The sequence below is a fragment of the Clostridium sp. AF34-10BH genome, from assembly GCF_003478095.1.
GTDB lineage: Bacteria > Bacillota > Clostridia > Lachnospirales > Lachnospiraceae > Acetatifactor > Acetatifactor acetigignens.
The window spans coordinates 22484-46765 of record NZ_QUEC01000003.1 but is presented as its reverse complement, the minus strand read 5'-3'; the positions used below and the strand labels follow the sequence as shown (position 1 = coordinate 46765).

The 24282-nt window shown below is 49.3% G+C and carries 19 protein-coding genes and 1 riboswitch; of the genes, 18 read left to right on the top strand and 1 reads right to left on the bottom strand.

Annotated features, from left to right (window positions below):
- Nucleotides 1-8 precede the first annotated feature (8 nt).
- From DWZ61_RS03340 to gatB, 12 genes are all read left to right on the top strand, one after another.
- A complete protein-coding gene (locus tag DWZ61_RS03340) occupies nt 9-887 on the top strand; it encodes a sugar ABC transporter permease (RefSeq protein WP_022153577.1) in 879 nt (292 codons plus the stop codon).
- The gene (locus DWZ61_RS03335) at nt 880-1686 is read left to right on the top strand and encodes a carbohydrate ABC transporter permease (protein ID WP_022312863.1); all 807 of its coding nucleotides are present in this window, start codon (nt 880-882) and stop codon (nt 1684-1686) included. Before DWZ61_RS03340 ends, DWZ61_RS03335 begins: the two co-directional genes overlap by 8 nt.
- A complete protein-coding gene (locus DWZ61_RS03330; RefSeq protein WP_243026338.1) occupies nt 1686-2159 on the top strand; it encodes a hypothetical protein in 474 nt (157 codons plus the stop codon). Before DWZ61_RS03335 ends, DWZ61_RS03330 begins: the two co-directional genes overlap by 1 nt.
- Complete coding sequence (locus DWZ61_RS03325; protein ID WP_118537388.1) at nt 2110-3399, top strand: right-handed parallel beta-helix repeat-containing protein; 1290 nt, start codon at nt 2110-2112, stop codon at nt 3397-3399. Before DWZ61_RS03330 ends, DWZ61_RS03325 begins: the two co-directional genes overlap by 50 nt.
- A 192-nt stretch (nt 3400-3591) precedes the next feature.
- On the top strand, nt 3592-4587 hold the full coding sequence (locus DWZ61_RS03320) for an ABC transporter ATP-binding protein (protein WP_118537387.1): 996 nt from the start codon (nt 3592-3594) through the stop codon (nt 4585-4587).
- Nucleotides 4562-5440 (top strand): ABC transporter permease, encoded by an 879-nt coding sequence (locus tag DWZ61_RS03315; protein ID WP_118537386.1) that lies wholly within the window; start codon nt 4562-4564, stop codon nt 5438-5440. Before DWZ61_RS03320 ends, DWZ61_RS03315 begins: the two co-directional genes overlap by 26 nt.
- A gap of 3 nt (nt 5441-5443) precedes the next feature.
- Nucleotides 5444-6244 carry an ABC transporter permease gene (locus DWZ61_RS03310; protein ID WP_118537385.1) on the top strand — a complete coding sequence of 267 codons (801 nt, stop codon included), beginning with the start codon at nt 5444-5446 and terminating at the stop codon, nt 6242-6244.
- 94 nt (nt 6245-6338) lie between these two features.
- A complete protein-coding gene (locus tag DWZ61_RS03305; protein WP_118537384.1) occupies nt 6339-7388 on the top strand; it encodes a spermidine/putrescine ABC transporter substrate-binding protein in 1050 nt (349 codons plus the stop codon).
- A gap of 585 nt (nt 7389-7973) precedes the next feature.
- Entirely contained in the window at nt 7974-9710 is a 1737-nt protein-coding gene (gene aspS / locus DWZ61_RS03300; protein ID WP_118537383.1) for an aspartate--tRNA ligase, read from the top strand.
- Nucleotides 9711-9743: 33 nt separating this feature from the next.
- The gene (gene gatC / locus DWZ61_RS03295; protein ID WP_118537382.1) at nt 9744-10037 is read left to right on the top strand and encodes an Asp-tRNA(Asn)/Glu-tRNA(Gln) amidotransferase subunit GatC; all 294 of its coding nucleotides are present in this window, start codon (nt 9744-9746) and stop codon (nt 10035-10037) included.
- 114 nt (nt 10038-10151) lie between these two features.
- A complete protein-coding gene (gene gatA / locus DWZ61_RS03290; RefSeq protein ID WP_118537381.1) occupies nt 10152-11585 on the top strand; it encodes an Asp-tRNA(Asn)/Glu-tRNA(Gln) amidotransferase subunit GatA in 1434 nt (477 codons plus the stop codon).
- 5 nt (nt 11586-11590) lie between these two features.
- Nucleotides 11591-13036: an Asp-tRNA(Asn)/Glu-tRNA(Gln) amidotransferase subunit GatB gene (gatB, locus tag DWZ61_RS03285; RefSeq protein ID WP_118537380.1), complete on the top strand. Its 1446-nt coding sequence runs from the start codon at nt 11591-11593 to the stop codon at nt 13034-13036.
- Nucleotides 13037-13777: 741 nt separating this feature from the next.
- Here gatB and DWZ61_RS03275 read toward each other — a convergent pair.
- Nucleotides 13778-14539, bottom strand: coding sequence for a hypothetical protein (locus tag DWZ61_RS03275; protein ID WP_118537378.1), 762 nt, complete (start codon nt 14537-14539; stop codon nt 13778-13780).
- 365 nt (nt 14540-14904) lie between these two features.
- Here DWZ61_RS03275 and DWZ61_RS03270 point away from each other — a divergent pair, with 365 nt between their 5' ends.
- The 6 genes from DWZ61_RS03270 (at nt 14905) to DWZ61_RS03245 (ending at nt 24262) form a co-directional block, all read left to right on the top strand.
- Nucleotides 14905-15399, top strand: coding sequence for a hypothetical protein (locus DWZ61_RS03270; protein ID WP_022312117.1), 495 nt, complete (start codon nt 14905-14907; stop codon nt 15397-15399).
- Nucleotides 15400-15698: 299 nt separating this feature from the next.
- Entirely contained in the window at nt 15699-17156 is a 1458-nt protein-coding gene (gene guaB / locus DWZ61_RS03265; protein WP_022153023.1) for an IMP dehydrogenase, read from the top strand.
- A gap of 268 nt (nt 17157-17424) precedes the next feature.
- Nucleotides 17425-20016 carry an EAL domain-containing protein gene (locus tag DWZ61_RS03260; protein ID WP_147353691.1) on the top strand — a complete coding sequence of 864 codons (2592 nt, stop codon included), beginning with the start codon at nt 17425-17427 and terminating at the stop codon, nt 20014-20016.
- A 228-nt stretch (nt 20017-20244) separates the two neighbouring features.
- Nucleotides 20245-20338: riboswitch (ZMP/ZTP riboswitch) on the top strand.
- A gap of 205 nt (nt 20339-20543) precedes the next feature.
- Nucleotides 20544-21251, top strand: coding sequence for an IMP cyclohydrolase (locus DWZ61_RS03255; RefSeq protein ID WP_117467003.1), 708 nt, complete (start codon nt 20544-20546; stop codon nt 21249-21251).
- Between the two features lie 78 nt (nt 21252-21329).
- Nucleotides 21330-22508, top strand: a complete 1179-nt coding sequence (locus DWZ61_RS03250; protein WP_022312121.1) for a phosphoribosylaminoimidazolecarboxamide formyltransferase — start codon at nt 21330-21332, stop codon at nt 22506-22508.
- A 206-nt stretch (nt 22509-22714) separates the two neighbouring features.
- Entirely contained in the window at nt 22715-24262 is a 1548-nt protein-coding gene (locus DWZ61_RS03245) for a DHH family phosphoesterase (RefSeq protein WP_118537376.1), read from the top strand.
- Nucleotides 24263-24282: the final 20 nt, after the last annotated feature.

Here is a 24282-nt window from a genome sequence, read left to right as displayed (position 1 = left end):
AGAGAAACATGGAAAAGAAGAAAGCAAAATTAAGTTTGGAAAAAAGGCATAATCTGACCGGATGGGCATTCCTGCTCCCGGCATCGATTTTAATATTTGTATTTTGTTTCTATCCGATGTCACAGGCCATCCTTCTTTCTTTCCGGAAGACAGGAGGAGTCTTTAATGGTGTAGCGAATTATGCCAGGATCTTCAAGGATAAAACCTTCCAGCAATGCTTGTTCAATACCTTCTTTTATTTTGTGATTCAGGTACCGATCATGCTTGTGCTCGCACTGATGCTGGCGCAGCTGCTGAATAATCCTAAGATAAAAGGGAAAGGTATTTTCCGCACTTTGATCTTTCTTCCGTGTGCAACGTCACTGGTATCTTATTCCATGATATTTAAGTCATTGTTTGCTCCGGATGGAGTGGTCAACAGAGTGCTGATGGCCATCGGACTGTCTTCTGTGGACTGGTTCCAGAGTACATGGCCGGCGCGTTGGGTCATCGTGATCGCACTGATCTGGAGATGGACCGGATATAATATGGTATTCTATCTGGCAGGATTACAGAATATCGATTATTCTGTATATGAGGCAAGCTACATCGACGGCGCGACACCGTTCCAGCAGTTTATGAAGATCACGATACCGTTGTTAAAGCCGACCATTCTGATGACGGCGATCATGTCTACTTCGGGAACACTGCAGCTGTTCGATGAGTCTATGAACCTGACAGCAGGCGGTCCCGGAAAATCTACAATGACATTGGCGCATTACATCTACAATATCTCCTTTGTGGAGACACCGAAATTTAATTATGCGGCAGCGTTGTCTGTATGCATACTTGTGATGGTAGCGGTTCTGTCTGCAATTCAGATGAAGGTGGGTGACAAACGTGACTAAATTCAAACAAATGATTTCCTACACGATCTTAGTGATAGCAAGTTTTCTGTCAGCATTTCCGCTGTATTATATGCTGTGCGGCGCGACTAACCAGAGTATTGATGTGGTAAGAGGACGCTTGATCCCGGGTACCTATATGATCGAGAATTTCAAGACCCTGGTCGACATGCAGAATCTCGGACTTGCAATGTTTAATTCCTTCCGCAATGCGATCGTGATCACGGTTGTGACACTGCTGATCTGTTCCATTGCCGGTTATGGATTTGAGATCTATCATGATAAGGGCAAGGACATTCTGATGAGTATTCTGCTGCTGGCAATGATGCTTCCGTTCGTAGCGATCATGATCCCCCTGTTCAAGATGTTTACCTCCTGGAAGCTGGTAAATACCTGGATCGCACTGGCACTGCCATCCATCTCGACTCCGTTTATGATCATGCTTTTCAGACAGGCGGCACGTTCTTTCCCTCATGATATTATCGAGGCTGCCAGACTGGAAGGTCTGAGCGAAATACAGATTTTCTTCCGGATGTTCATTCCGGTGATGAAATCTACCTATGGAGCGGCGATGACGGTTACATTTATGAATGCGTGGAACAATTATCTGTGGCCGACGATCATTTTACAGGACAGCAAGGCGATCACCATGCCGATGTTAGTAGCCAATCTGAAGAGTGGATACAGTGTGGATTATGGTATGCTGATGCTGGGAGTATTGATCTGTACACTTCCTACAGCGATCATCTTCCTGTGTTTACAGAAGAGTTTTGCAAATGGAATTACAGGAGCAGTGAAATAATGCAACAGAAAATGCCAAAACAGGAAACTATGACACAGGCGCATATCAGGAAGGCTCAGGGAGCCTTCCTTTTGGCGCATAGAATGGGCCTGATCGAGGATCCCTCCATGGAGGGACTAAAGGCCAGACGACAGAAGCACAACGAAGAGCTGCGGAGAATGGAACAGGAAGGACAGCGGTTCTACGGACCGCATTATTTTTCCGCACCGGCGTATCTGCAATATGAGCTGACCCGCCTGAAGCTGGATTTTGTGCAGCCGTGTGAGAAGGTCCGGGAAGGTGGCTTCTGCCCGGATTTCACGGAGCAGGAGAAACGGGATTTTTACGAACAGAACAGAGATCTGTTCGGACGCTATCATGGGGATTATTTTACCTATGAGGAGGTGTCACAGATCATTGAGAAACGGTTACGGGAGGATGCATATGACAAGCTTATCCGCGACATATTATGTGAGTCAGAGAACAGGCAGTGATGAAAATGACGGACGGACGTGCAGTACGGCGTTTGCCAGTCTGTCTGCCATTAATCGAAGAAGCCTGCAGCCGGGAGACCGTGTCCTGCTGGAGCGGGGCAGTGTATTTTACGGACAATATCTGCATGTGACAGACAGCGGTACGAAAGAGGCACCGATCGTGATCGGAGCGTACGGTACAGCAGATGCACCGCCGCGGATCGATGCCTGCGGACAGGGCATCTGGTATCAGGATTATGGGACCCCGCTGGATGCACCTACGCATGTGTATCACGGCTATGTATCTTCCGCAGTGCTTTTGTACGATGCGGAGTATATTGTGGTCGAGGATCTGGAGATCACGAATGAAGGCAGCATGATCCCGGGAGAGCGTTATAGTCTGGGTGAGAAAATGAACCGTACCGGTGTGGCTGTGGTGGCTAAGGACAAAGGGGTGCGGAGTGGCATCACACTTAGGAATCTGTGGATCCATGATGTCCATGGGAATGTCTACGATAAACACATGAACAACGGTGGGATCTATATGACAGCGCTCCGTCCGGAATGTGAGGAACTGACGGGTGTGGCACGGTATCGGGATATCGTTATTGAAGGATGCTTCGTGCACCGGGTCAGCCGCTGGGGAATTGCAGCAGGCTATACCTATGCCCATGATAAGTTCCGGGGGGCAGAGCTTACGGAAGCCGTTTTTCTGAACTATGGACATGAAAATATGCAGATACGGAATAATTATGTAAAAGAGGCCGGTGGGGATGGGATCACGCCGATGTATGCCCTGCGTCCTCTGGTGGAGCATAATATGGCAGACTCTGTGGCTTGCGAGATCAATGACAGGATCTATTGCGAGCCGGGCGACCGGATGGGAAAAGTGGCAGCCGGGATCTGGCCCTGGAAATGCAAGGACGCCCTGTTTCGCTATAATGAAGTCACAGACACCAGACTCAATCAGGACGGCATGGCATATGATGCGGATTCCGGGGACGGAACGGTGTATGAATCTAATTACAGCAGGCAGAATGAGGGCGGATGTGTGATGTTCTGTCTGCAGGAGGCAATCCATAATACCTTCCGCGATAATATCAGCTATGATGATCTCGGTGGTACGATCAGTCCGTCAGAGAATCCGGATGCCCTGCTTCAGGACAATGTATACTATGTGCGCAGGGGTGTTCCTTTTGTACGTAAAAATATGGACGGAGGCAACTTTACACAGGTGAATGACCGGGTTGTTGAGTTGTAAAATATGGTGCTGAGCCCAGGATGAAAACCTGTGGCTTGGCATTTTTTAATGCCTGATATTCTGGCGGCTCTGAAGCCGGCAGCCTGTTTTTATCGTTTTTATTGCCTGGGGATAAAGGATTGACTGAGATAAAAAAATACGGTAGAATCTGTATCAAAAATGATATACGAAAATGAGGAAAGGAGCCGGTGCATGGGCGAAAGTATATTACAACTTCGGCAGATCCGGAAATCATTTGACAATACAGAAGTATTAAAAGGCATCGATCTGGAGGTGGCACAGGGAGAATTTATTACCCTGTTGGGAGCTTCTGGCTGCGGCAAGACCACGACGCTGCGTATTATTGCGGGGCTGGAACTGCCGGATGCCGGACAGGTGATCCTGGAAGGACAGGACATTACGAACCGTGAGCCGAACAAACGGGATGTCAATACGGTGTTCCAGAATTATGCCCTGTTTCCGCATATGAATGTGTCGGACAACGTAGGATATGGATTGAAGATCCGAAAAGTTCCCAAGGCAGAGATTGCAGAGAGAGTGGAGCAGGCCCTTCGTCTGGTACAGCTGGAAGGGTATGGAAAACGGATGCCGGATCAGCTGTCCGGTGGACAGAAGCAGCGTATTGCCATTGCCAGAGCGGTGATCAATGAGCCGAAAGTATTGCTGTTAGATGAACCGCTGGGAGCACTGGATCTGAAGCTGCGCAGGCAGATGCAGCTGGAACTGAAACGTCTGCAGAAGCAGCTGGGGATCACGTTTATTTACATCACTCACGATCAGGAAGAAGCCATCAATATGTCGGACCGCATCGGTGTCATGCACGAAGGCATCCTGGAACAGCTGGGGACGCCCAATGAGGTGTACTATCAGCCGCAGACCAGCTATGTGGCGGATTTTGTGGGAAATGCGAATATTCTGCATAAAAATGGGGAGACTTTTGCCATCCGCTCGGAAAACATTCTGATGAACGGGGAGGCAGTCTGCACACAGGAGGCTGTCGTGGTGGAAAAAAGCTTTGCCGGAGGGCAGCTGCGCATTCTGTTTGGCCTGCCGGACGGACAGACTCTGACCGCCAGCCGCTATGGAATCGACAATGACTTACAGCCGGGACAGAAGGTGCAGATCGGCTGGGATGCGAAAGACGCAGTAAAGGTAATAGATAATGACAAAGACGAAAATCACAAGTAACAGCCGCAGGAGAAGCGGGAATGTCGGACTGATGATCCCTATGTATGTGTTCACGATTCTGTTCGTGGCTCTGCCGATCCTGTATCTGTTCCTTTTGAGCTTTTTGCAGAGAGCACAGGTCTGGGGTGTGGACTTTACGTTCACGCTGGACAATTACAAAAGAATATTGGAACCGCTGTATCTGGATACTTTCTGGCAGTCGTTGAAGCTGGCGTTTACCGCCACCTTTTTCGTGGCACTGATCGGGTATCCATACGGTTATTTCATGGCGAAAATGAACGCTGTCTGGAAACGGAGAATGCTGCTGCTCATCATGATCCCGTTCTGGACCAGTGCGCTGATCCGCCTCTACGGCTGGATCATTGTCTTCCGCAGCAACGGTGTGCTGGATAAGATCCTGATGGGGCTGCACCTGACGAAGCAGCCGTTGAAGCTGCTCTACACTTATCCGGCAGTGGTAGTGGGAATGGTTTATTCGCTACTGCCTTTTATGATCCTGGCGGTGTATTCCAGTGCGGAGAAGCTGGATGCCTCTCTGGTGGAAGCCTCCAGAGATCTGGGAGCCTCGGCGTGGAAAGCCTTCTGGACCGTCAGCTTCCGGCTGACGCTGCCGGGACTTTTGTCCGGTGTGGTGCTGTCCTTTATTCCGTCCATGGGACTGTTTTTCATAGCGGATATCCTGGGCGGCAATAAGATCGTGCTGGTGGGCAGTGTGATTCAGGAACAGATCACCAAGGGGCGGAACCAGCCTTTTGCGGCGGCGCTGTCTGCGGTGTTGATGATACTGACTTCCGTGATGATCCGCCTGTACCGCAAGATCACCGGAACCTCACAGCTGGAAGGGATGATGTAGCGTATGAAAAAGAAAAAATGGCCCTTTGTATATGTGGCGGTGATCACAGTGCTGACCTATATTCCAATCCTGCTGACGGTGGTGTATTCCTTCAATGCTTCCAAACTGACCTCTGTGTGGGAAGGCTTTTCCCTGAAATGGTACCGGGAGTTGTTCCGGGACAGAGATCTGGGGGAAGCACTGATTAACAGCCTGATCCTTGCGGTACTTAGCTGTGCCTTTGCGGTGTTGATTGGCACTTCGGGAGCACTGGGGATGAGCCGCAGAAAACGGAAACTGGACGATGCCGTGGCCTATGTGTCCACACTCCCCATCATGATCCCGGAGATCATTCTGGGCATGGTATTTTTGTCCGTATTTTCCCTGATGGGACTGCCCTTTGGTATGGTCACGCTGGTGATCGCCCATACCACGTTCTGTGTGCCCTATGTGTTCACTATGGTACGGGCGAGACTGGTGGGAATGGACCGGTCGCTGGAAGAGGCGGCGCTGGATCTGGGAGCTACGAAGTGGCAGGTATTTAGGGATGTGATCCTGCCACAGATTCTTCCGGCGATCCTGTCGGGAGTGCTGCTTGCATTTGCCATGTCCTTCGACGATGTGGTGATCAGTATTTTTGTCACCGGACCGAAGGTCAATACCCTGCCGGTGAAGATCTACACGAAATTAAAGACCGGTGTGACACCGGAGATCAATGCACTTGCCACGGTCATGCTGTTTGTGATATTGTTGTGTCTGGCGGGGGCGTATGTGCTGGGACGTAAGTCGCAGACAGCTGTAGAGAAAGCTGCCGGGGGAAAATGAGGAAAGAACGATTCCACAAATGCAATTGCGGATAAGTAACAACATAAAAATGTATAGCAGATGATGCAGGAGAACTGTATCGAAGGAGGAGATTATGAAGAAAAAGCTGGCAATGCTGTTGGCAGCGACCATGCTGGCCACGTTGTTTACCGGCTGTGGAGCAGGCGGTAAAGAAGATAAGGGAGAACTGAATCTCTATACCTGGGACGGCATGTTCCCCCAGGAGATTTTAGATGGTTTTGAAAAAGAGACCGGTATCCGTATCAATTATTCTAATTTTGACTATGATGAGGATATGCTGGCGAAGCTGGAAGAAACCAAGGGCAGTGATTACGATCTGGTCATTGCGGATGACTATATCATTGAGCTGGCCATTCAGGAGAGCCTGGCTCAGAAGCTGGATACTTCCAGGATCAGTACTTATGATAACCTGAATCCTGTATTTATGTCTCAGTTCTATGACCCGAAGAACGAATATACCGTGCCCTACGGAGCGGGCATTCCTCTGATCGTATACGATCCGGGACTGACGGATGTGAAGATCACAGGCTATGAGGATCTGTGGAATCCGGCACTGGAAAATAACGTGGCACTGACGGCAAACTATCGTGTTATCGACGGCATCACCTTAAAGACCATGGGAGAATCCTTTAACACCGAGGATCTGGATGTGATCCGGGCAGCAGGAGAGAAGCTTCTGAGTCTGGCTCCCAATATCCGTGTGATCAATGACAATAATACGCAGGATTATCTGATCAGCGGTGAGGTGGCAGCAGCGTTCCTGTATACTTCCCAGGTATCTGCGGCACTGCAGGCGAGACCGGATCTGGAAGTGGTATATCCCAAGGAGGGACTGGGCTTCGGCATCATGGCCGGATTTATACCTTCCCAGGCACCCAATGCAGATGCGGCTTATGCATTTTTGGACTATATCAACGATCCTGAGAATGCGGCGAAATGCTATGAGTATATCGGCTACTACTGCACCAACAAAGCTGCGGAAGAGTATATTTCCGACGACATGAAGAAAATGATCGTATTGCCGGAAGATGCAGCGGAGGGCGAGATCGTGCAGAATATCTCCCAGGAGGCAGAGGATCTGCATGCGGAGATCTGGAATCAGTTCAAGAGTGCATGCAACTAAAGTTGCAGCAACTAAAGTTGCAGCAACTAATCTTCCGTTCAGCCAGCGCCATTCGCAAAGTCGCGTTGACACGCTTTCCGTCACTTCGTGACTACCTTTGCTCATAAACCGGCGCTCATCTCATGAACATATTCGTTCGAAAAATCATGCAAGCATGATTTTTGCGCTCGGATATGTCCATGGCTGAACTGTTACAATAAAAAACGCTTGACAGATTTGATTTGTGCGAATATTATAAACCTAAGTTGAAAAACTATTTTGTAAATGCTATGAAAGAGACTCTTGCCAAGGGAAACGACAGGAATACAGCGTCACCGACTGAGAGCGCTGTTTGCGGAAGTTGGCGAAGGGAACACTCCGGAGCAGGTGATCTGAACTGCAGAAATCAAAATGCAGCTAGGATGACACGTTGCACGCGTTAAGTGACAAGAGTGGATAGGCAAAGGCGCCTGTCAATTCGGGTGGTACCACGGATTAGATGATTCGTCCCGGGATATGTTTTAACATGTCCCGGGGCTTTTTGTATTCAAAAATAAGCTGTACAGGGAGCGCACATTCGGGACACTATATAACAGGAGGTGCGATATGTACAGAGATTTAACAATGAAAGAGATCAGTGAACAGCAGATCGGACAGACTTTGCAGGTGGCAGGTTGGGTGGAGAACATCCGTGACCACGGCGGCGTATCCTTTATCGATCTGCGGGATATGTACGGTGTGTTACAGGTGGTCATCCGTAAGCCGGAGCTTTTAAAGGGCATCACCAAGGAAATGTGCCTGTCCATTACCGGTCTTATGGAACACAGAGACGAAGAGACCTACAACCCGAAGATTCCTTCCGGCACCATCGAACTGGAAGCACACAGGATCGATGTGTTGGGAAGAGTATATAAACAGCTTCCTTTCGAGATCCAGACGTCTAAAGAGATCCGGGAAGATGTCAGATTAAAATATCGTTATCTTGACCTTAGAAATGCAAAAGTAAAGGACAACATTGTATTTCGTTCCAAGGTGATCAGTTATCTGCGCCAGAAGATGACGGACATGGGATTTTTGGAGATCCAGACCCCGATCCTGTGTGCTTCTTCTCCCGAGGGTGCCAGAGACTATATTGTTCCCAGCAGAAAATTTAAAGGAAAATTCTATGCGCTGCCCCAGGCACCGCAGCAGTATAAGCAGCTGCTTATGGCTTCCGGCTTCGATAAGTATTTCCAGATCGCTCCCTGCTTCCGTGATGAGGATGCCAGAGCAGACAGATCTCCCGGAGAGTTCTATCAGCTGGACTTCGAGATGAGCTTCGTGACCCAGGAGGATGTCTTCAAGGTCGGTGAGGAAGTATTGCATGATACCTTTGAGAAATTTGCTCCCGAAGGCAGCAGGATCACTGAGACACCGTTCCCCATCATCAGTTACAAACAGGCCATTCTGGAGTTCGGCTGTGACAAGCCGGATCTGCGCAATCCTTTGAGAATTATGGATGTGACGGAGTTCTTCCAGAGATGTACGTTTAAACCTTTTATCGGCAGAACTGTCCGTGCCATCAAAGTACATGCGGAGATGTCCAAAGGCTTCCATGAGAAGCTGTTAAGCTTTGCGACTTCTCTTGGTATGGGTGGACTTGGTTATCTCGAAGTGGCAGAGGATATGAGCTACAAGGGACCCATCGATAAATTTATTCCCGAAGAGATGAAGGGAGAACTGGCAGAAATGGCAGGACTTTCTGCCGGAGATACCATCTTCTTTATTGCGGACAAAGAGGATAAGGCGAACTACTATGCCGGTCATATCCGTACTGAGCTGGGCGAGAAGCTGGATCTGATCGAGAAGAATGCTTACCGTTTCTGCTATGTGAACGATTTCCCGATGTTTGAGCTGGATCCCGAGACGAAGCAGATCGGATTCACCCACAATCCGTTCTCTATGCCCCAGGGCGGTCTGGAAGCACTGAACACCATGGATCCGCTGGAGATCCTGGCTTATCAGTACGACATCGTATGCAACGGTGTGGAACTCTCCTCCGGCGCAGTACGTAACCATGACATCGAGATCATGAAAAAAGCTTTCGCCATCGCAGGTTATGACGAAGAGACATTAAAGACCAAGTTCGGAGCACTGTATCAGGCATTCCAGTTCGGAGCTCCCCCCCATGCGGGAATGGCTCCCGGCGTGGATCGTATGATCATGCTGCTTCGGAACGAGGATAACATCCGAGAGGTGATTGCTTTCCCTATGAACGGCAATGCACAGGATCTGATGTGCGGGGCTCCCGGCGAAGTGACGGAACAGCAGCTGCGTGAGGTACACATTAAAGTGAGAGATTAGTGCGGAAAGAACAGGAAAGGAATGGAAATTAGTATGGCGAACGTAATCAGTGACGAGACCATAGAATATGTAGGCATTCTGGCAAAGCTGGAGCTCTCTGAAGAGGAGAAGGAAGAAGCGAAAAAGGATATGGGCAGAATGCTGGACTATATCGACAAATTGAGTGAACTGGATACAACGGGAGTGGAACCTATGTCTCATGTATTCCCGGTTCAGAATGTCTTCCGTGAGGATGTGGTGACCAATGGGGATGAGAGTGAACAGACCCTGGCCAATGCACCCGGCGAGAAGGACAATATGTTTGTGGTACCAAAGACTTTTGACTAATGTCAAAAGCCTTGGACTTTCGATTAGAAATCGGGTAGAATACCGCTTTATAATCTGGTTACAGCATTTAGGCGGTAATGGTTTTCCGTCAGACATTAAAAAAGGAGAATGGATATGGATATTTTATCCCTGACAGCAGTAGAGCTGGCTAAGGCGATCCGGGAAGGTAAGACTACGTCGGTGGAAGCCACGCAGGCCGTTCTGGATAAGATCGCAGCCAGCGAAGATACCTACCACTGCTATGTGACCGTAGAACGGGAAAAGGCATTGCAGCAGGCAGCGGAAGTACAGAAAAAAATCGAAGCGGGCGAACTGACCGGGCCTCTGGCCGGGGTTCCCTTTGCTATCAAAGACAATATGTGTACCGAGGGAACCCTGACCACCTGCTCTTCTAAAATTTTAGAGAATTTTATTCCGACCTTCAGCGCGGAAGCGGTGCTGAATCTGGAAAAGGCAGGGGCGGTCATCCTGGGTAAGACCAACATGGATGAGTTTGCCATGGGAAGCACCACAGAGACTTCCTATTACGGCGTGACAAAGAATCCGAGAAACCCGGAGCATGTGCCCGGAGGTTCTTCCGGCGGTTCCGCGGCGGCAGTAGCAGCGCAGGAATGTTTTGCAGCACTGGGCTCCGATACCGGCGGTTCCATCCGACAGCCTGCATCCTATTGCGGGGTGGTCGGCATGAAACCCACCTACGGAACGGTATCCCGTTACGGACTGATCGCTTATGGTTCCTCTCTGGACCAGATCGGACCGCTGACGAAGGACGTGACGGACTGTGCCACCGTACTGGAGGCCATCACCTCCCATGACCCTAAGGACTCCACTTCCATGAAACGGGAGAACACAGATTTCACCTCTGCGCTGGTAGCGGATGTGAAGGGAATGAAGATTGGTATTCCCAGAGACTATTTCGGGGAAGGACTGGATCCCGAGGTCAGGGATGCGGTACTGGCAGCAGCGGAAGTATTGAAAGCACAGGGCGCAGAGGTGGAGGAGTTCGATTTAAGTCTGGTAGACTATGCGATTCCCACTTACTATACGATCGCAGCAGCAGAAGCCAGCTCCAATCTGGAGCGTTTCGACGGTGTGAAATACGGTTACCGTGCACAGGATGCGGAAGATCTGCATACCATGTACAAGAGAAGCCGTTCCCAGGGCTTTGGACCCGAGGTGAAGCGTCGTATCATGCTGGGCTCCTTTGTGTTAAGCTCCGGTTATTATGATGCTTATTACCTGAAGGCACTCCGCGTGAAAGCATTGATCAAGAAGGCTTTTGACGAAGCTTTTGCAAAATACGATGTGATCTTAGGACCGGTGGCACCCACTACCGCACCGAAGCTGGGCAGCAGTCTGGCGGATCCCATCAAGATGTATTTGGGAGACATCTACACCATCTCCATCAACCTGGCGGGACTGCCCGGTATCAGCGTTCCCTGCGGTACGGATTCCCAAGGCCTGCCTATCGGCATGCAGCTGATCGGTGACTGCTTCAAAGAGAAGACACTGATCCGTGCAGCATATACCTATGAGCAGAGGAGGTAAGCGACATGGCAAAACAATATGAAACAGTAATTGGTCTGGAAGTGCATGTAGAGCTTGCCACGAAGACGAAAATATTCTGCGGCTGTTCCACGGCGTTCGGCGGCAGACCCAACACCCACACCTGCCCGGTATGTACCGGTATGCCGGGATCTCTTCCCGTGCTGAATAAGCAGGTGGTAGAATATGCGGTGGCAGTAGGCCTTGCGACGAATTGTACCATTACACAGTATTGCAAATTTGACAGAAAAAATTATTTCTATCCCGATAACCCTCAAAACTATCAGATCTCTCAGTTGTATCTGCCCATCTGCAGGAATGGCTCGGTTGAAATCGAGGTAGCGGGAGAGGACGGCAACGCTTACACGAAGCCGGTGCGTATCCACGAGATCCACATGGAGGAGGATGCCGGTAAACTGGTGCATGACGACTGGGAAGATTGCACACTGGTGGACTACAACCGCTCCGGTGTGCCTCTGATCGAGATCGTATCCGAGCCGGATATGCGCAGCGCGGAGGAGGTCATTGCCTATTTGGAAAAATTACGTCTGCTGATCCAGTATCTGGGAGCGTCCGACTGTAAGCTTCAGGAAGGCTCCATGCGTGCCGATGTCAATCTGTCCGTGAGAGAAGTGGGCGCGGAAAAGTTCGGAACCCGTACCGAGATGAAGAACCTGAATTCCTTCAAGGCCATCGCCAGAGCCATTCAGGGGGAGCGGGAACGACAGATCGATCTGCTGGAGGCCGGCAAAAAGGTCATTCAGGAGACCAGACGCTGGGATGATAATAAGGAATATTCCTACGCCATGCGTTCCAAGGAGGATGCACAGGATTATCGTTATTTTCCGGATCCCGACCTGGTACCGGTCTATATCAGCGATGAGTGGCTGGATGGCATCCGCAGCAGACAGCCGGAATTCCGCACCGAGAAGATGAAGCGTTACAAGGAAGAATACGATATTCCGGAATATGATATCGATATCATCACCGGCTCCAAGCATCTGGCAGATATCTTTGAAGCTTCCGTGGCACTGGGAAGCCAGCCCAAGAAGGTGTCCAACTGGCTGATGGTGGAGACTATGCGCCTGTTAAAAGAAAAAGAGATGGAGCCGGAGGACATCCGGTTCTCACCGGAGCATCTGAGCAGGCTGATCGCACTGGTAGACGGCAAAGTCATCAACTCTTCTGTAGCAAAAGAGGTATTCCAGGTGATGTTTGAGGAAGATGTAGATCCCGAACAGTATGTGGAGGAGAAGGGACTGAAGACCGTCAATGACGAAGGCGCATTGCGTAAAGTCGTGGAGGAAGTCATTGCCGCTAATTCCCAGTCTGTCGAGGATTACCACAACGGCAAGGAGAAAGCCATCGGCTTCCTGGTAGGCCAGACCATGAAGGCCATGAAAGGCAAGGCAGATCCAGCCAGCGTCAACCAGATGCTGAAGGAACTGCTGTAACTGGAAAGTTACGAAAGCATAGCCGCGCATAGGCATAGTGAAGACAGCGATGGGCGCTTGCGCACAATTCGCTGTCTTTACTTATGCCGAGATGCGGCGAACGCCGCGATATGAAATAAGATTGGCAGCGTTCTTTGCTGACAATCTTATGAATAGCGTGGTTCATTGCGGATGGCAGTTTCAAATCCACGAACGTCCACAGCAAACGGAACATCCTTCCGCAGTGGGCATCGCGGCGTTTATTATAGCTTACGTTACGAAATGCCCTGTAATTTACGTTTTTTCTCTGTTGAGCCCCGGAAGTTTCCGACAAGCGGGGCGTAATCTACATTTTTTCTCTGTTGAGCCCCGGAGGTTTCCGACAAGCGGGGCGTAATCCATGTTTTTTCTCTGTTGAGCCCCGGAAGTGCCTGACAAGCGGGGCGTAATCCATGTTTTTTCTCTGTTGAGCCCCGGAAGTTCCTGACAAGCAGGGCGTAATCCGTGTTTTTTCTCTGTTGAGCCCCGGAAGTTCCTGACAAGCGGGGCGTAATCTACATTTTTCTTCTACTATGTCCCGAAGATAAAACCCTCCGCAATGAGCCACATTATTCATAAGATTGTCAGCAAGGAACGCTGTCAATCTTATTTCATAGACGGCTGTCACGGTATAAAAATAGAGTGAACCAGCCTCGCTTGTGCGCAAGCGCCCATCGAGGTGTTCCACTCTATTTTTGCATGGCTCGTAGCTATGCTAACTTTCTATTTATTCAACAGATACTCCGCCAGATCCACCGCGGTCTGCACATGTTCCGCATTGGCATAGATGCCCATGACGATGCCGTCACCACGGAAGTAATAAGTATCAGTCAGATCCTTGCAGTCTGAGAGGCAGATGCCTACCGGTACGGGATCCTGCATGTCCTCCGGGTGGAGGGGATCGGGATAGTCTGGGGTATAATCGGTATTCATATCATCGTTGGCTGCTTCGATGGCCAGTACCACTTCTCTGTCTACATAATAGAAATAAGGTTCCAGTGCCTGTATCTGCTCATCAGTGAGAATATCCCGCAGATCGTGAAACATGCTGCTGTTGGCATATTTCTGGAAAGAAGTGAAATCTGTGATCATACAGTCCAATTCATTGGCTGCCACATACACCATCAGCTTCTGGGAAGAAGTGATAGAAGTTTCATCCATGCTGTCTTCCACGATACGGATGGAAGTATCAAAAGTGATATCGTTGGTGTTCAGATCAATGCCCTCTTTTTCTGCAAAATCCGTAACAAAATCCGGCTGTTCCGAGGTCATCTGATCTAAGAGGCTGGCATTCAGCATCACGGCATAAAAAGAGGGATCCTTCCGGTCTGTAAGCTGTTTTACAAAACTGACGATCATAATGATCACCACCAGGGCAATGATCACATGCCACTTGTAATAATACCAGAAATACGCCAGTTTCTGCTTTGGCGTACCGTTTTTCAATGCCTCTCGTTCTTCTTTGAATTCATCCATTACTGCCATGGGGAGATCCGCCTTTCTGTTGCCGAAATATGGCAGAACGCCACATTCCGGGTAAATTTCTTCACAATATACTAATGATAAAGGTTCGCTATCTGAAAGTCAATGAACGAAGTGTGAGGGGAATCTAAAAAAACAATTAAATCGCCGGGAAAATCCGGGCATGCCTTGCAAGTTTTGTGAAGATGATATATCATAAAAGAAAACGATTGTCAGGAGAAAACAGAATCCGGACAGCCGTAAACAGAGATTTCCCAAAGAAACGGAAGAACGGCGCGGGCAATTTCAGAACCGGCCCGGAAGAGAAGGCTTTCCTTAAGAGGGAATAGGCTCTGCATAAAATAAACGAAGAGAAAAGGAAACAAAAAATGAGTGATTCTTACGTAGAATGTCTGGTAAAAGCAAAACAGCCCACCTGGGCAAAAATTTTAAAGGTATTATTGATCGCACTGACAGTACTGAGCTGTCTGGTAATGTTCGTGTTTATCATTTTCCTGCCGGTGGCACTGGCAGCGGGGGTGGGAGCTTATTTCCTGAATATGTATACCGATCTGGAATATGAATACCTCTATCTGGACAAGGAACTGTCCGTGGACAAGATCATGGCTAAGAGCAAGAGAAAGCGTGTCGGTACTTACAGCCTTGACCGCATGGAGGTATTTGCACCGGTTTACTCCTATCATCTGGATAACTTCAAAAACCGTCAGGTGAAGGAAAAGGATTATAGTATCGGCGAGGTATTGCAGCCGGACGGGCGTTATGCTATGTACTATGAAGGTGGCGAGAAGATCCTCTTAAGCCCTAATGAGGAGCTGGTCAAGGTGCTCAAAAACATGGCACCCCGCAAAGTGTTCAGCGAATAATATTTCGCAACAGTCCGGTGCAGGGAACAGCATCAAAGCAGTTGAATGCCTGGCGAGTCAAAAATATAGGTCTGGTGTACATGATACGCCGGACCTTCTTTATTGCAGAAACAGAAATAAACGCGGTAATATGATTGCTAAATGATAAAAAATATAAGATATCCGGTTGACAGTCCTACGAAACTCTGCTAAACTCATGGAAATGTTATAAGTACAACGAATATGTAATATAATCACAACTTATAACACAACAAGATATCATTCACAAATCTTATCAAATGAACACAGGAGGAAAGAAAATGGGACAGATTATTGGTGAAGGCATTACCTTTGATGACGTACTGCTCGTACCGTCTTACTCTCAGGTAGTCCCTAATCAGGTGGATTTGACCACATGGCTGACAAAGAAGATCAAGCTGAACATTCCTATGATGAGCGCAGGAATGGATACTGTTACCGAACATCGTATGGCGATTGCCATGGCTAGACAGGGTGGTATCGGTATCATTCACAAGAATATGTCTATCGAGGCACAGGCAGAAGAGGTAGATAAGGTAAAGCGTTCCGAGAATGGTGTCATCACCGATCCGTTTTCTCTGTCTCCTGAACATACTCTGGCAGATGCAGATGCTCTGATGGCTAAGTTTCGTATCTCCGGCGTGCCTATCACCGAGGGCAGAAAATTAGTCGGCATCATCACCAACCGTGATCTGAAGTTCGAGACCGACTTCACCAAGAAGATCAAAGAGTCCATGACCAGCGAAGGCCTGATCACCGCTCCCGAAGGTATCACTCTGGAAGAGGCAAAGAAGATCCTGGCCAAGGCAAGAAAAGAGAAGCTGCCTATCGTAGATAAGGACTTCAACTTAAAGGGTCTGATCACCATCAAAGATATTGAGAAGACCATCAAATATCCTCTGGCAGCCAAGGATTCCCAGGGCAGACTGCTCTGCGGCGCCGGTGTAGGTATCACCGCCAACGTACTGGATCGTGTGGCAGCTCTGGTAGCAGCCAAGGTTGATGTTATTGTACTGGATTCCGCACATGGTCATTCCCAGAACGTATTGAACTGCCTGAAGATGATCAAGGAAAAATATCCCGATCTGCAGGTAATCGCAGGTAACGTGGCTACCGGTGATGCTACCCGTGCCCTGATCGAGGCCGGCGCAGATGCGGTTAAGGTAGGTATCGGCCCCGGTTCCATCTGTACCACCCGTGTCGTTGCAGGTATCGGTGTTCCTCAGGTATCCGCTATCATGGATTGCTACAGCGTGGCAAAGGAATATGGTATTCCCATCATTGCTGATGGTGGTATTAAGTATTCCGGAGATATCACCAAGGCTATTGCAGCCGGTGGTAACGTATGTATGATGGGTTCCATGTTCGCAGGATGTGAGGAGAGCCCAGGAGAATACGAGCTGTTCCAGGGTAGAAAATACAAGGTATACCGTGGCATGGGTTCCATCGCAGCCATGGAGAACGGCAGTAAGGATCGTTACTTCCAGGAGAATGCGAAGAAACTGGTTCCCGAAGGTGTTGAAGGCCGTGTGGCTTACAAGGGCAGCGTGGAAGATACCGTATTCCAGCTGCTGGGCGGTCTCCGCTCCGGTATGGGTTACTGTGGTGCACAGGATATCGAGACTCTGAAGGAGACCGGCAGATTCGTGAAGATCTCTGCAGCATCCCTGAAGGAGAGCCATCCTCATGATATCCATATCACCAAGGAAGCTCCGAACTACAGCGTGGATGATAAATAAGTTGTGAAAATAAGGCTATAATGAAAGAGGCGATTGTAAGTCTGACTTGCAACCGCCTCTTTTTGGAAAAAGAAATCATTTGAATCTCAAAATATTTGCAATAATTGACAAAAACTTTGCAATTTTTCAAGCAATATAACGAATATGGCAAAAAATGTAAAATAATATCTTGTATGAATTTCCCGTCACATGGTAAAATATATTTGTTCGGGTGCCGAGGAAGGGCGTATTCCCCGAATATTTAAAAGAGAAGCAGGGGAGCAAAAAAGTGGCTGAAATTTCATTTCGAGAATTGATCGATCCCAGACGTCTGCAGCATTTGCAGAATGAATTCTGCAAGGTGACAGGCGTGGCAGCTGTCTGCCTGGACAATGAGAATCAGGTGTTGACGGAGCCGTATGTGGACAAGACATGGAAGAGACCGGATGGGGAAGATCCGATCAGTACGGAATATCGCAGGAAAGCAGCACAGGCACTGGACAGAGTGCAGGCCGGTTCACTGGAGGAACAGGTGGTGGAAGAACTGCCGGACGGCGGACATGTGGCAGCAGTGGCTGTCAGTGTGGAGAACAACACGATCCTGTACTGGCAGGTGTATGATCTGAAGAAGATCGACACCATTTCCTTTTATCAGATATTGGATCTGCTGCGGGATACCAGCGTAGATATTTACAGAGATCGTATGTCCTGCTTCAGCGCGGAGGCAGAGAGCAGAAGGAGCCGTTCCGCTGAGGAAGAGATGAGTCGGAATCTCCATACTATTGAGGCGACCACGGAGATCGTCCAGCTCTTAGACAGTGATGAACAGATTGAACTTGCCATGAATAAGTGGCTGAAGATCCTGTCAGAGCATATCCGTGTAGATACTGCGGATATTTTTCAACTGCATTCCGACACAGATACCATGAACGTGGTCTGTGAATGGCGTGCCCCGGGACAGATTTCTTATTTTGACAAGATAAACGGAGTGGAAGTATATTCCTTCCTTTATGCTGAGAAACCACTGGTGGTATCCACGGACAGCCTGGGCAATGCCGGCTCGAAGGAAATCGAGGAGATCGGCATGAAGGCCGTGATGATCTTCCCGATCCTGAAGCAGGAGAGCGGAAATATGGTGCTGTCTCTGAATCATAGAACCCAGGGGCATGTGTGGAGCATGGCGGAGATCAAGTTCACAGCGGATGCAGTGAAGATCCTGCAGAGCATCCTCACCAGAAGGATCCAGAAGAATTCCCTGGCTGGTTCCTACGCAGCATTGGAGGAGATTCTGGACAACGTGGGCTGTGCCATTTATGTGACAGACCAGACCACAGGACGGATGCTGTTTGCCAACCAGATCCTGAAAAATACCTTTGCCAAGGAACTGCTGGATCACAATTTTGATGCTTTGTTACAGAGCAGTGTCCGCAAGGAAAAAACCAAGTCAGTCAGTGTAGTCTACCATGCGGAGAAGGAGACCTGGTACGATCTGCTGTGCAAGGAGATTGCCTGGGTGGACGGTAAAAAGGCCAATCTGTACTCTCTGTATGACATTACAGATAAAAAACTGTACCAGCGCCGCATCGAGCAGCAGGCCTATACGGATTTCCTGACGGGACTGTATAATCGTATGTGCTGTGAGAGGGATCTGGCAAGACAGATCGATCAGGCGAAGAAGACCGGCGGCGAAGGTGCTCTGCTGTATCTGGATCTGGATGATTTCAAGCATATCAACGACGGACTGGGGCACCAGTACGGAGATGTGCTGTTAAAATCCATTTCCCATGCATTAAAACGGATCAACGGCATCGAGAATACCTGTTACCGCATGGGCGGCGATGAATTTGTCATCGTGATCCCGCCCGACAGCTATTCCCGGTTTGAAAATATTGTGGAAGATATTAAAAAGATCTTCAGCAAGCCCTGGTTTTTGAAGGACGCGGATTATTACTGTACTATGAGTATGGGTATCGTCACTTTCCCGGATGCCGGGGATTCCGTGGCTGATCTGATCAAAAAAGCGGATATTGCCATGTACGAAGCAAAAAAGACCGGTAAGAACCGGGTGGCAACCTACTGCGAGGGCATTGATTCCGTATCGGGACGCCGCCTGGATATGGAAAAGAACATGCGTGATGCCACGGTGGAGGGCTACCGGGAGTTCGAGGTCTATTATCAGCCCATCATTGATATTCAGGGCGGCAGGGATGTCTGCGCCGGAGCTGAGGCACTGATCCGCTGGAACAGTGCAAAGCTGGGATTTATCTCCCCGGCGGAATTCATCCCGTTGGCAGAGTATCTGGGACTGATCAATCCCATCGGCAATTATGTGCTGACCGAGGCCTGCACCCGCTGCAAACGCTGGAACGAATCCGGTTATCCGAATTATAAAGTGAACGTAAATCTTTCCGTAGTACAGCTCCTACAGCCGGACATCGTGGAGACGGTGGAAAAGGCGCTTGCGGACACCGGTCTGTCCCCGAAGAATCTGACCCTGGAAGTGACAGAGAGCCTCGCCATCAACGATATGGAGCGCATGAAGGAGATCCTGAACCGGATCAAATCTCTGGGTGTTTCGCTGGCGCTGGATGATTTCGGTACCGGCTACTCCTCCCTGAATCATATCCGGGAGATTCCCATTGATGTCATTAAGGTGGATCAGAGCTTTGTCAAAGATCTGGCGGAGGATGCCTACTCCCAGTCCTTTATCAAAATGGTGGCGGAGCTGGCGGAGACCATCGGCGTCAGCGTCTGCGTGGAAGGTATCGAGACCCCGGAGCAGTTCAGAGTATTGCAGGGTATGAAGGTCAAATACATTCAGGGCTATTATTTTGACCGTCCTTTGGAGAGGCATGCATTTGAGGCAAAATATGTGAAGTAACAGTTCAGCCATAGAATAGTAAAAGCGATGATCGGGTGCTTGCACACGGAGCATCGCTTTTGCTATTCTATGAGCGGAGCGCCCAAAACATGAATAAAAGATGAGCTGCAAAGCAGCGACGGCTGCGCAGCAGACGCTTTTATGAATGTTTTGGGGCAGAACTGTTACGGAAGCAACAAAATTATCAAAATCCCTCTTGTCAAGTATCGGGGAACCATGCTACTATTAAAACAGCTACACGACTGGCGGAGCGCAGCTTGCTGCAGTGGAGATACCCACAGGGAGTGTAGAATAGTGAAAGCCGACCGCCTGGGCACCGTCTATTTCTGGTGCTTAGGCGGTTTTTTGTAACTATTCAGAGCCATAAAATATTGACAGGTGTTCGTCGAATGCTGGCATTCGTAAGAACATTCGGCAATATTTTTTGGCGAAGTAACCTCAATGAGTAAAAGAAAAGCATCGAAGATGCGATTTTATGAACGAGGTTCTGAATAGTTACGCGATATATAGTAAACGGAGGAAAAACTATGTTACAACTGGAACAGGAATTGAAAAGCAATGCTTATCCCGGCAGAGGTATCGTGATCGGACGTTCTGCTAACGGTAAATATGCCGTGACCGCTTATTTCATCATGGGAAGAAGCGCCAACAGCCGCAATCGTGTGTTCGTGACAGAAGGAGAGGGAATCCGTACCCAGGCTTTCGATCCTTCCAAACTGGAAGATCCCAGTCTGATCATCTACGCACCCGTACGTGTCCTTGGTAACAAGACCATCGTGACCAACGGTGACCAGACAGATACTATCTACGAGGGAATGGACAAACAGCTGACCTTTGAGCAGTCCCTGCGCAGCAGAGAATTCGAGCCGGACGGCCCCAACTATACACCGAGAATTTCCGGTATCATGCACATCGAGAACGGCAAGTACAATTACGCTATGTCCATTCTGAAGAGTGACAACGGCAATCCTGATTCCTGTCTGCGTTTCACTTATGCTTATGAGAATCCTCTTCCCGGAGAGGGACGTTTCATTCACACTTATATGCACGACGGCAATCCGCTGCCCAGCTTCCAGGGCGAGCCGAAACTGGTAGAGATCCCCGATGATATGGATGCTTTTACCGATATGCTGTGGAACAGCCTGAATGAGGATAACAAGGTCTCTCTGTTTGTACGTTTCATTGATATCGAGACCGGTAAATATGAGACAAAGATCGTGAATAAGAATATGTAAAGTAGGTTGTGAAGACGCGTTTTGCGAATGCAGGTTCTGAATAGTTAATATCGTAGAATAGAATAGGAGAAAAATAAGATGAACGAGATTCAGTTAAAATACGGATGTAACCCGAACCAGAAGCCTTCCAGAATCTTCATGGAAGACGGCAGTGATCTGCCGGTGACCGTGCTGAACGGCAAGCCCGGATATATCAATTTCCTGGATGCTTTCAACGGCTGGCAGTTGGTAAAAGAGCTGAAGGAAGCTACAGGACTTCCCGCAGCCACTTCTTTCAAACATGTGTCTCCGGCCGGTGCTGCGGTAGGACTTCCTCTGAGTGATACTCTGGCGAAGATCTACTGGGTGGATGATCTGGGAGAGCTTTCTCCCCTGGCATGTGCTTATGCGAGAGCACGTGGTGCAGACAGAATGTCCTCCTTCGGTGACTTCATTGCATTGTCTGATATCTGCGATACCGATACCGCCCGCCTGATCAAGAGAGAGGTATCCGACGGTGTCATCGCTCCCGGCTACACCGACGAAGCACTGGAACTGCTGAAGCAGAAGAAAAAAGGCGCCTACAACATCATCCAGATCGATCCTTCCTATCAGCCTGCTCCTATCGAGCGCAAGCAGGTATACGGCATCACCTTCGAGCAGGGGCGTAACGAACTGGATATCAACGGCGATCTGCTGTCCAATATCGTGACTGTGAACAAGGAGATCCCGGAGAGTGCCCTGATCGATATGAAGATCGCTCTGATCACCTTAAAATATACCCAGTCCAATTCCGTATGTTATGTCAAGGATGGTCAGGCTATCGGTATCGGTGCAGGACAGCAGTCTCGTATCCACTGCACCAGACTGGCAGGCAGCAAGGCAGACAACTGGTTCTTACGTCAGTCTCCCCAGGTACTGGGCCTGCAGTTTGTAGACAGCCTGGGCAGAGCCAACCGTGACAATGCCATTGATGTCTACATGGGCGATGAGTACATGGACGTGCTGGCGGACGGTACCTGGGAAGGTATCTTCAAGGTAAAGCCCCCTGTATTTACCAGAGAAGAAAAGAGAGCATGGCTGGATCAGATGCAGGATGTGACTCTGGGAAGCGATGCATTCTTCCCCTTCTCCGATAACATCGAGAGAGCACATAAGAGCGGCGTAAAATACATCGCACAGCCAGGTGGATCCGTGCGTGACAGCGATGTTATTGCATGCTGCGACAAATATGATATGGTGATGGCATTTACGGGCATCCGTCTGTTCCACCACTAAGACAGATTTTGCGGGCAGGACTGTAACAGGACCTGCCTGTAACTATTCAGAGCCATGTAAATCTGTAATAAGCTGACCATTTATGGTCAGACTTTTAGAGATTTATATGGCGAGGTAACCACATGAGCAAAAGGTGAGCCTTGAAAAGGCGATTTTGCGAATGTGGTTCTGAATAGTTTTTTGAGGAAGAAGAGGAAAGCGTAGTTATGGACACACGAGGGGATGCAAAGAGCAGAGAAATGATGCTGGATGAATTATTGGGCTATGACCATGTGACGATCCAGTGCCACGACAATCCGGATGCGGATGCCATAGCCTCCGGCTATGGGCTGTACTGTTTTTTCCGGGACAAGGGAAAGGATACCAGGCTGCTGTATTCCGGACGGAATAAAGTCAGAAAGGCCAACCTGATGCTGATGGTGGAGAAACTGCACATTCCGCTGGAGTACCAGCCTCAGATGGAAGATACAGTAGACGGACTGCTGATCACGGTGGACTGTCAGTACGGTGCCGGCAATGTGACGAAGATCCCGGCGGAGGAGATCGCTGTCATCGACCATCATCCACTGGAAGTCATCTGTACCGAGCGGATGCGTCTGCAGCCCAATATGGGAAGCTGTGCAACCCTGGTGTGGACAATGCTGCAGGAAATGCATTATCCCGTGGGAAAAAACAGAGATCTGGGAACTGCGCTGTATTACGGCCTGTATATGGATACCAACCAGTTCTCCGAACTGTCGAACCCGGTGGACATGGATATGCGTGAGAGTCTGAATTTTGATAAGAACCAGATATCCTTGTTCCGTAATTCCAATATTTCCCTGAGAGAGCTGGAAATTGCCGGTGTGGCAATGCTGCGCTGCAATTATAACGACGATTACCAGTTCGCCGTGATCCATTCTCAGCCCTGTGATCCCAATGTACTTGGCCTGATCAGCGACTTCCTCCTGCAGGTGGCGGGCGTCAATACCTGCGTGGTCTATAATGAGGACAGCGGCGGATACAAATTTTCCGTCAGAAGCTGTATCCGGGAGGTCAATGCCAGCGAACTGTCGGATTATCTTTCGGAGGGCATCGGTTCCGGCGGCGGACATTACGAGAAGGCCGGCGGCTACATCAGTATGAAATTATATGAGGAAAAATATCCAACACTGCATTCCGAAGCGTATTTCAATAACCGCATGACGCAGTATTTCGATACGTTCCGGATCCTCTACGCCAAAGACCGGGCATTCCCGGTAAGTGAGGGCACAAGATATCAGAGAAGGAAAATCCCTCTGGCCTGTGTGAGGGCCTCTGATCTGGCGGAGCTTGGCAGGGTGGTGTCCGTCCGCACCCAGAACGGCACCATGGACATCGATACCAGACAGAATATCTGCTACACGCTGGAGAGAAACGGTGAACTTCACAGGGTGGCGGGAGAGCGGTTCCACAGGATCCTGGAACTGTCCGACGCTCCGGTGTCCGAGGACTACTGCAGGAATATGACATACGTTCCCAGGGTCAAGGACGGTACGGACGGCAGAAATCATCTGATCACGGAATATGTGCGCATGTGCATGCCGAAGGATGAGTTCCGCATCTATGCCATCCGGGTGACACAGGGGGTAAAAGTGTTCCCGGTATGGGACGAGGACGGCTATATGACCGGAAGGGCCGGAGATTATCTGGCGGCCAGTGAGGATGATCTGCACAATATCTTCATCGAGACGGAGCAGAATTTGCTGAATTATTTTGAAGAGAAGGGTTTATAAAAGTTTTCTTGTGTGGTAAG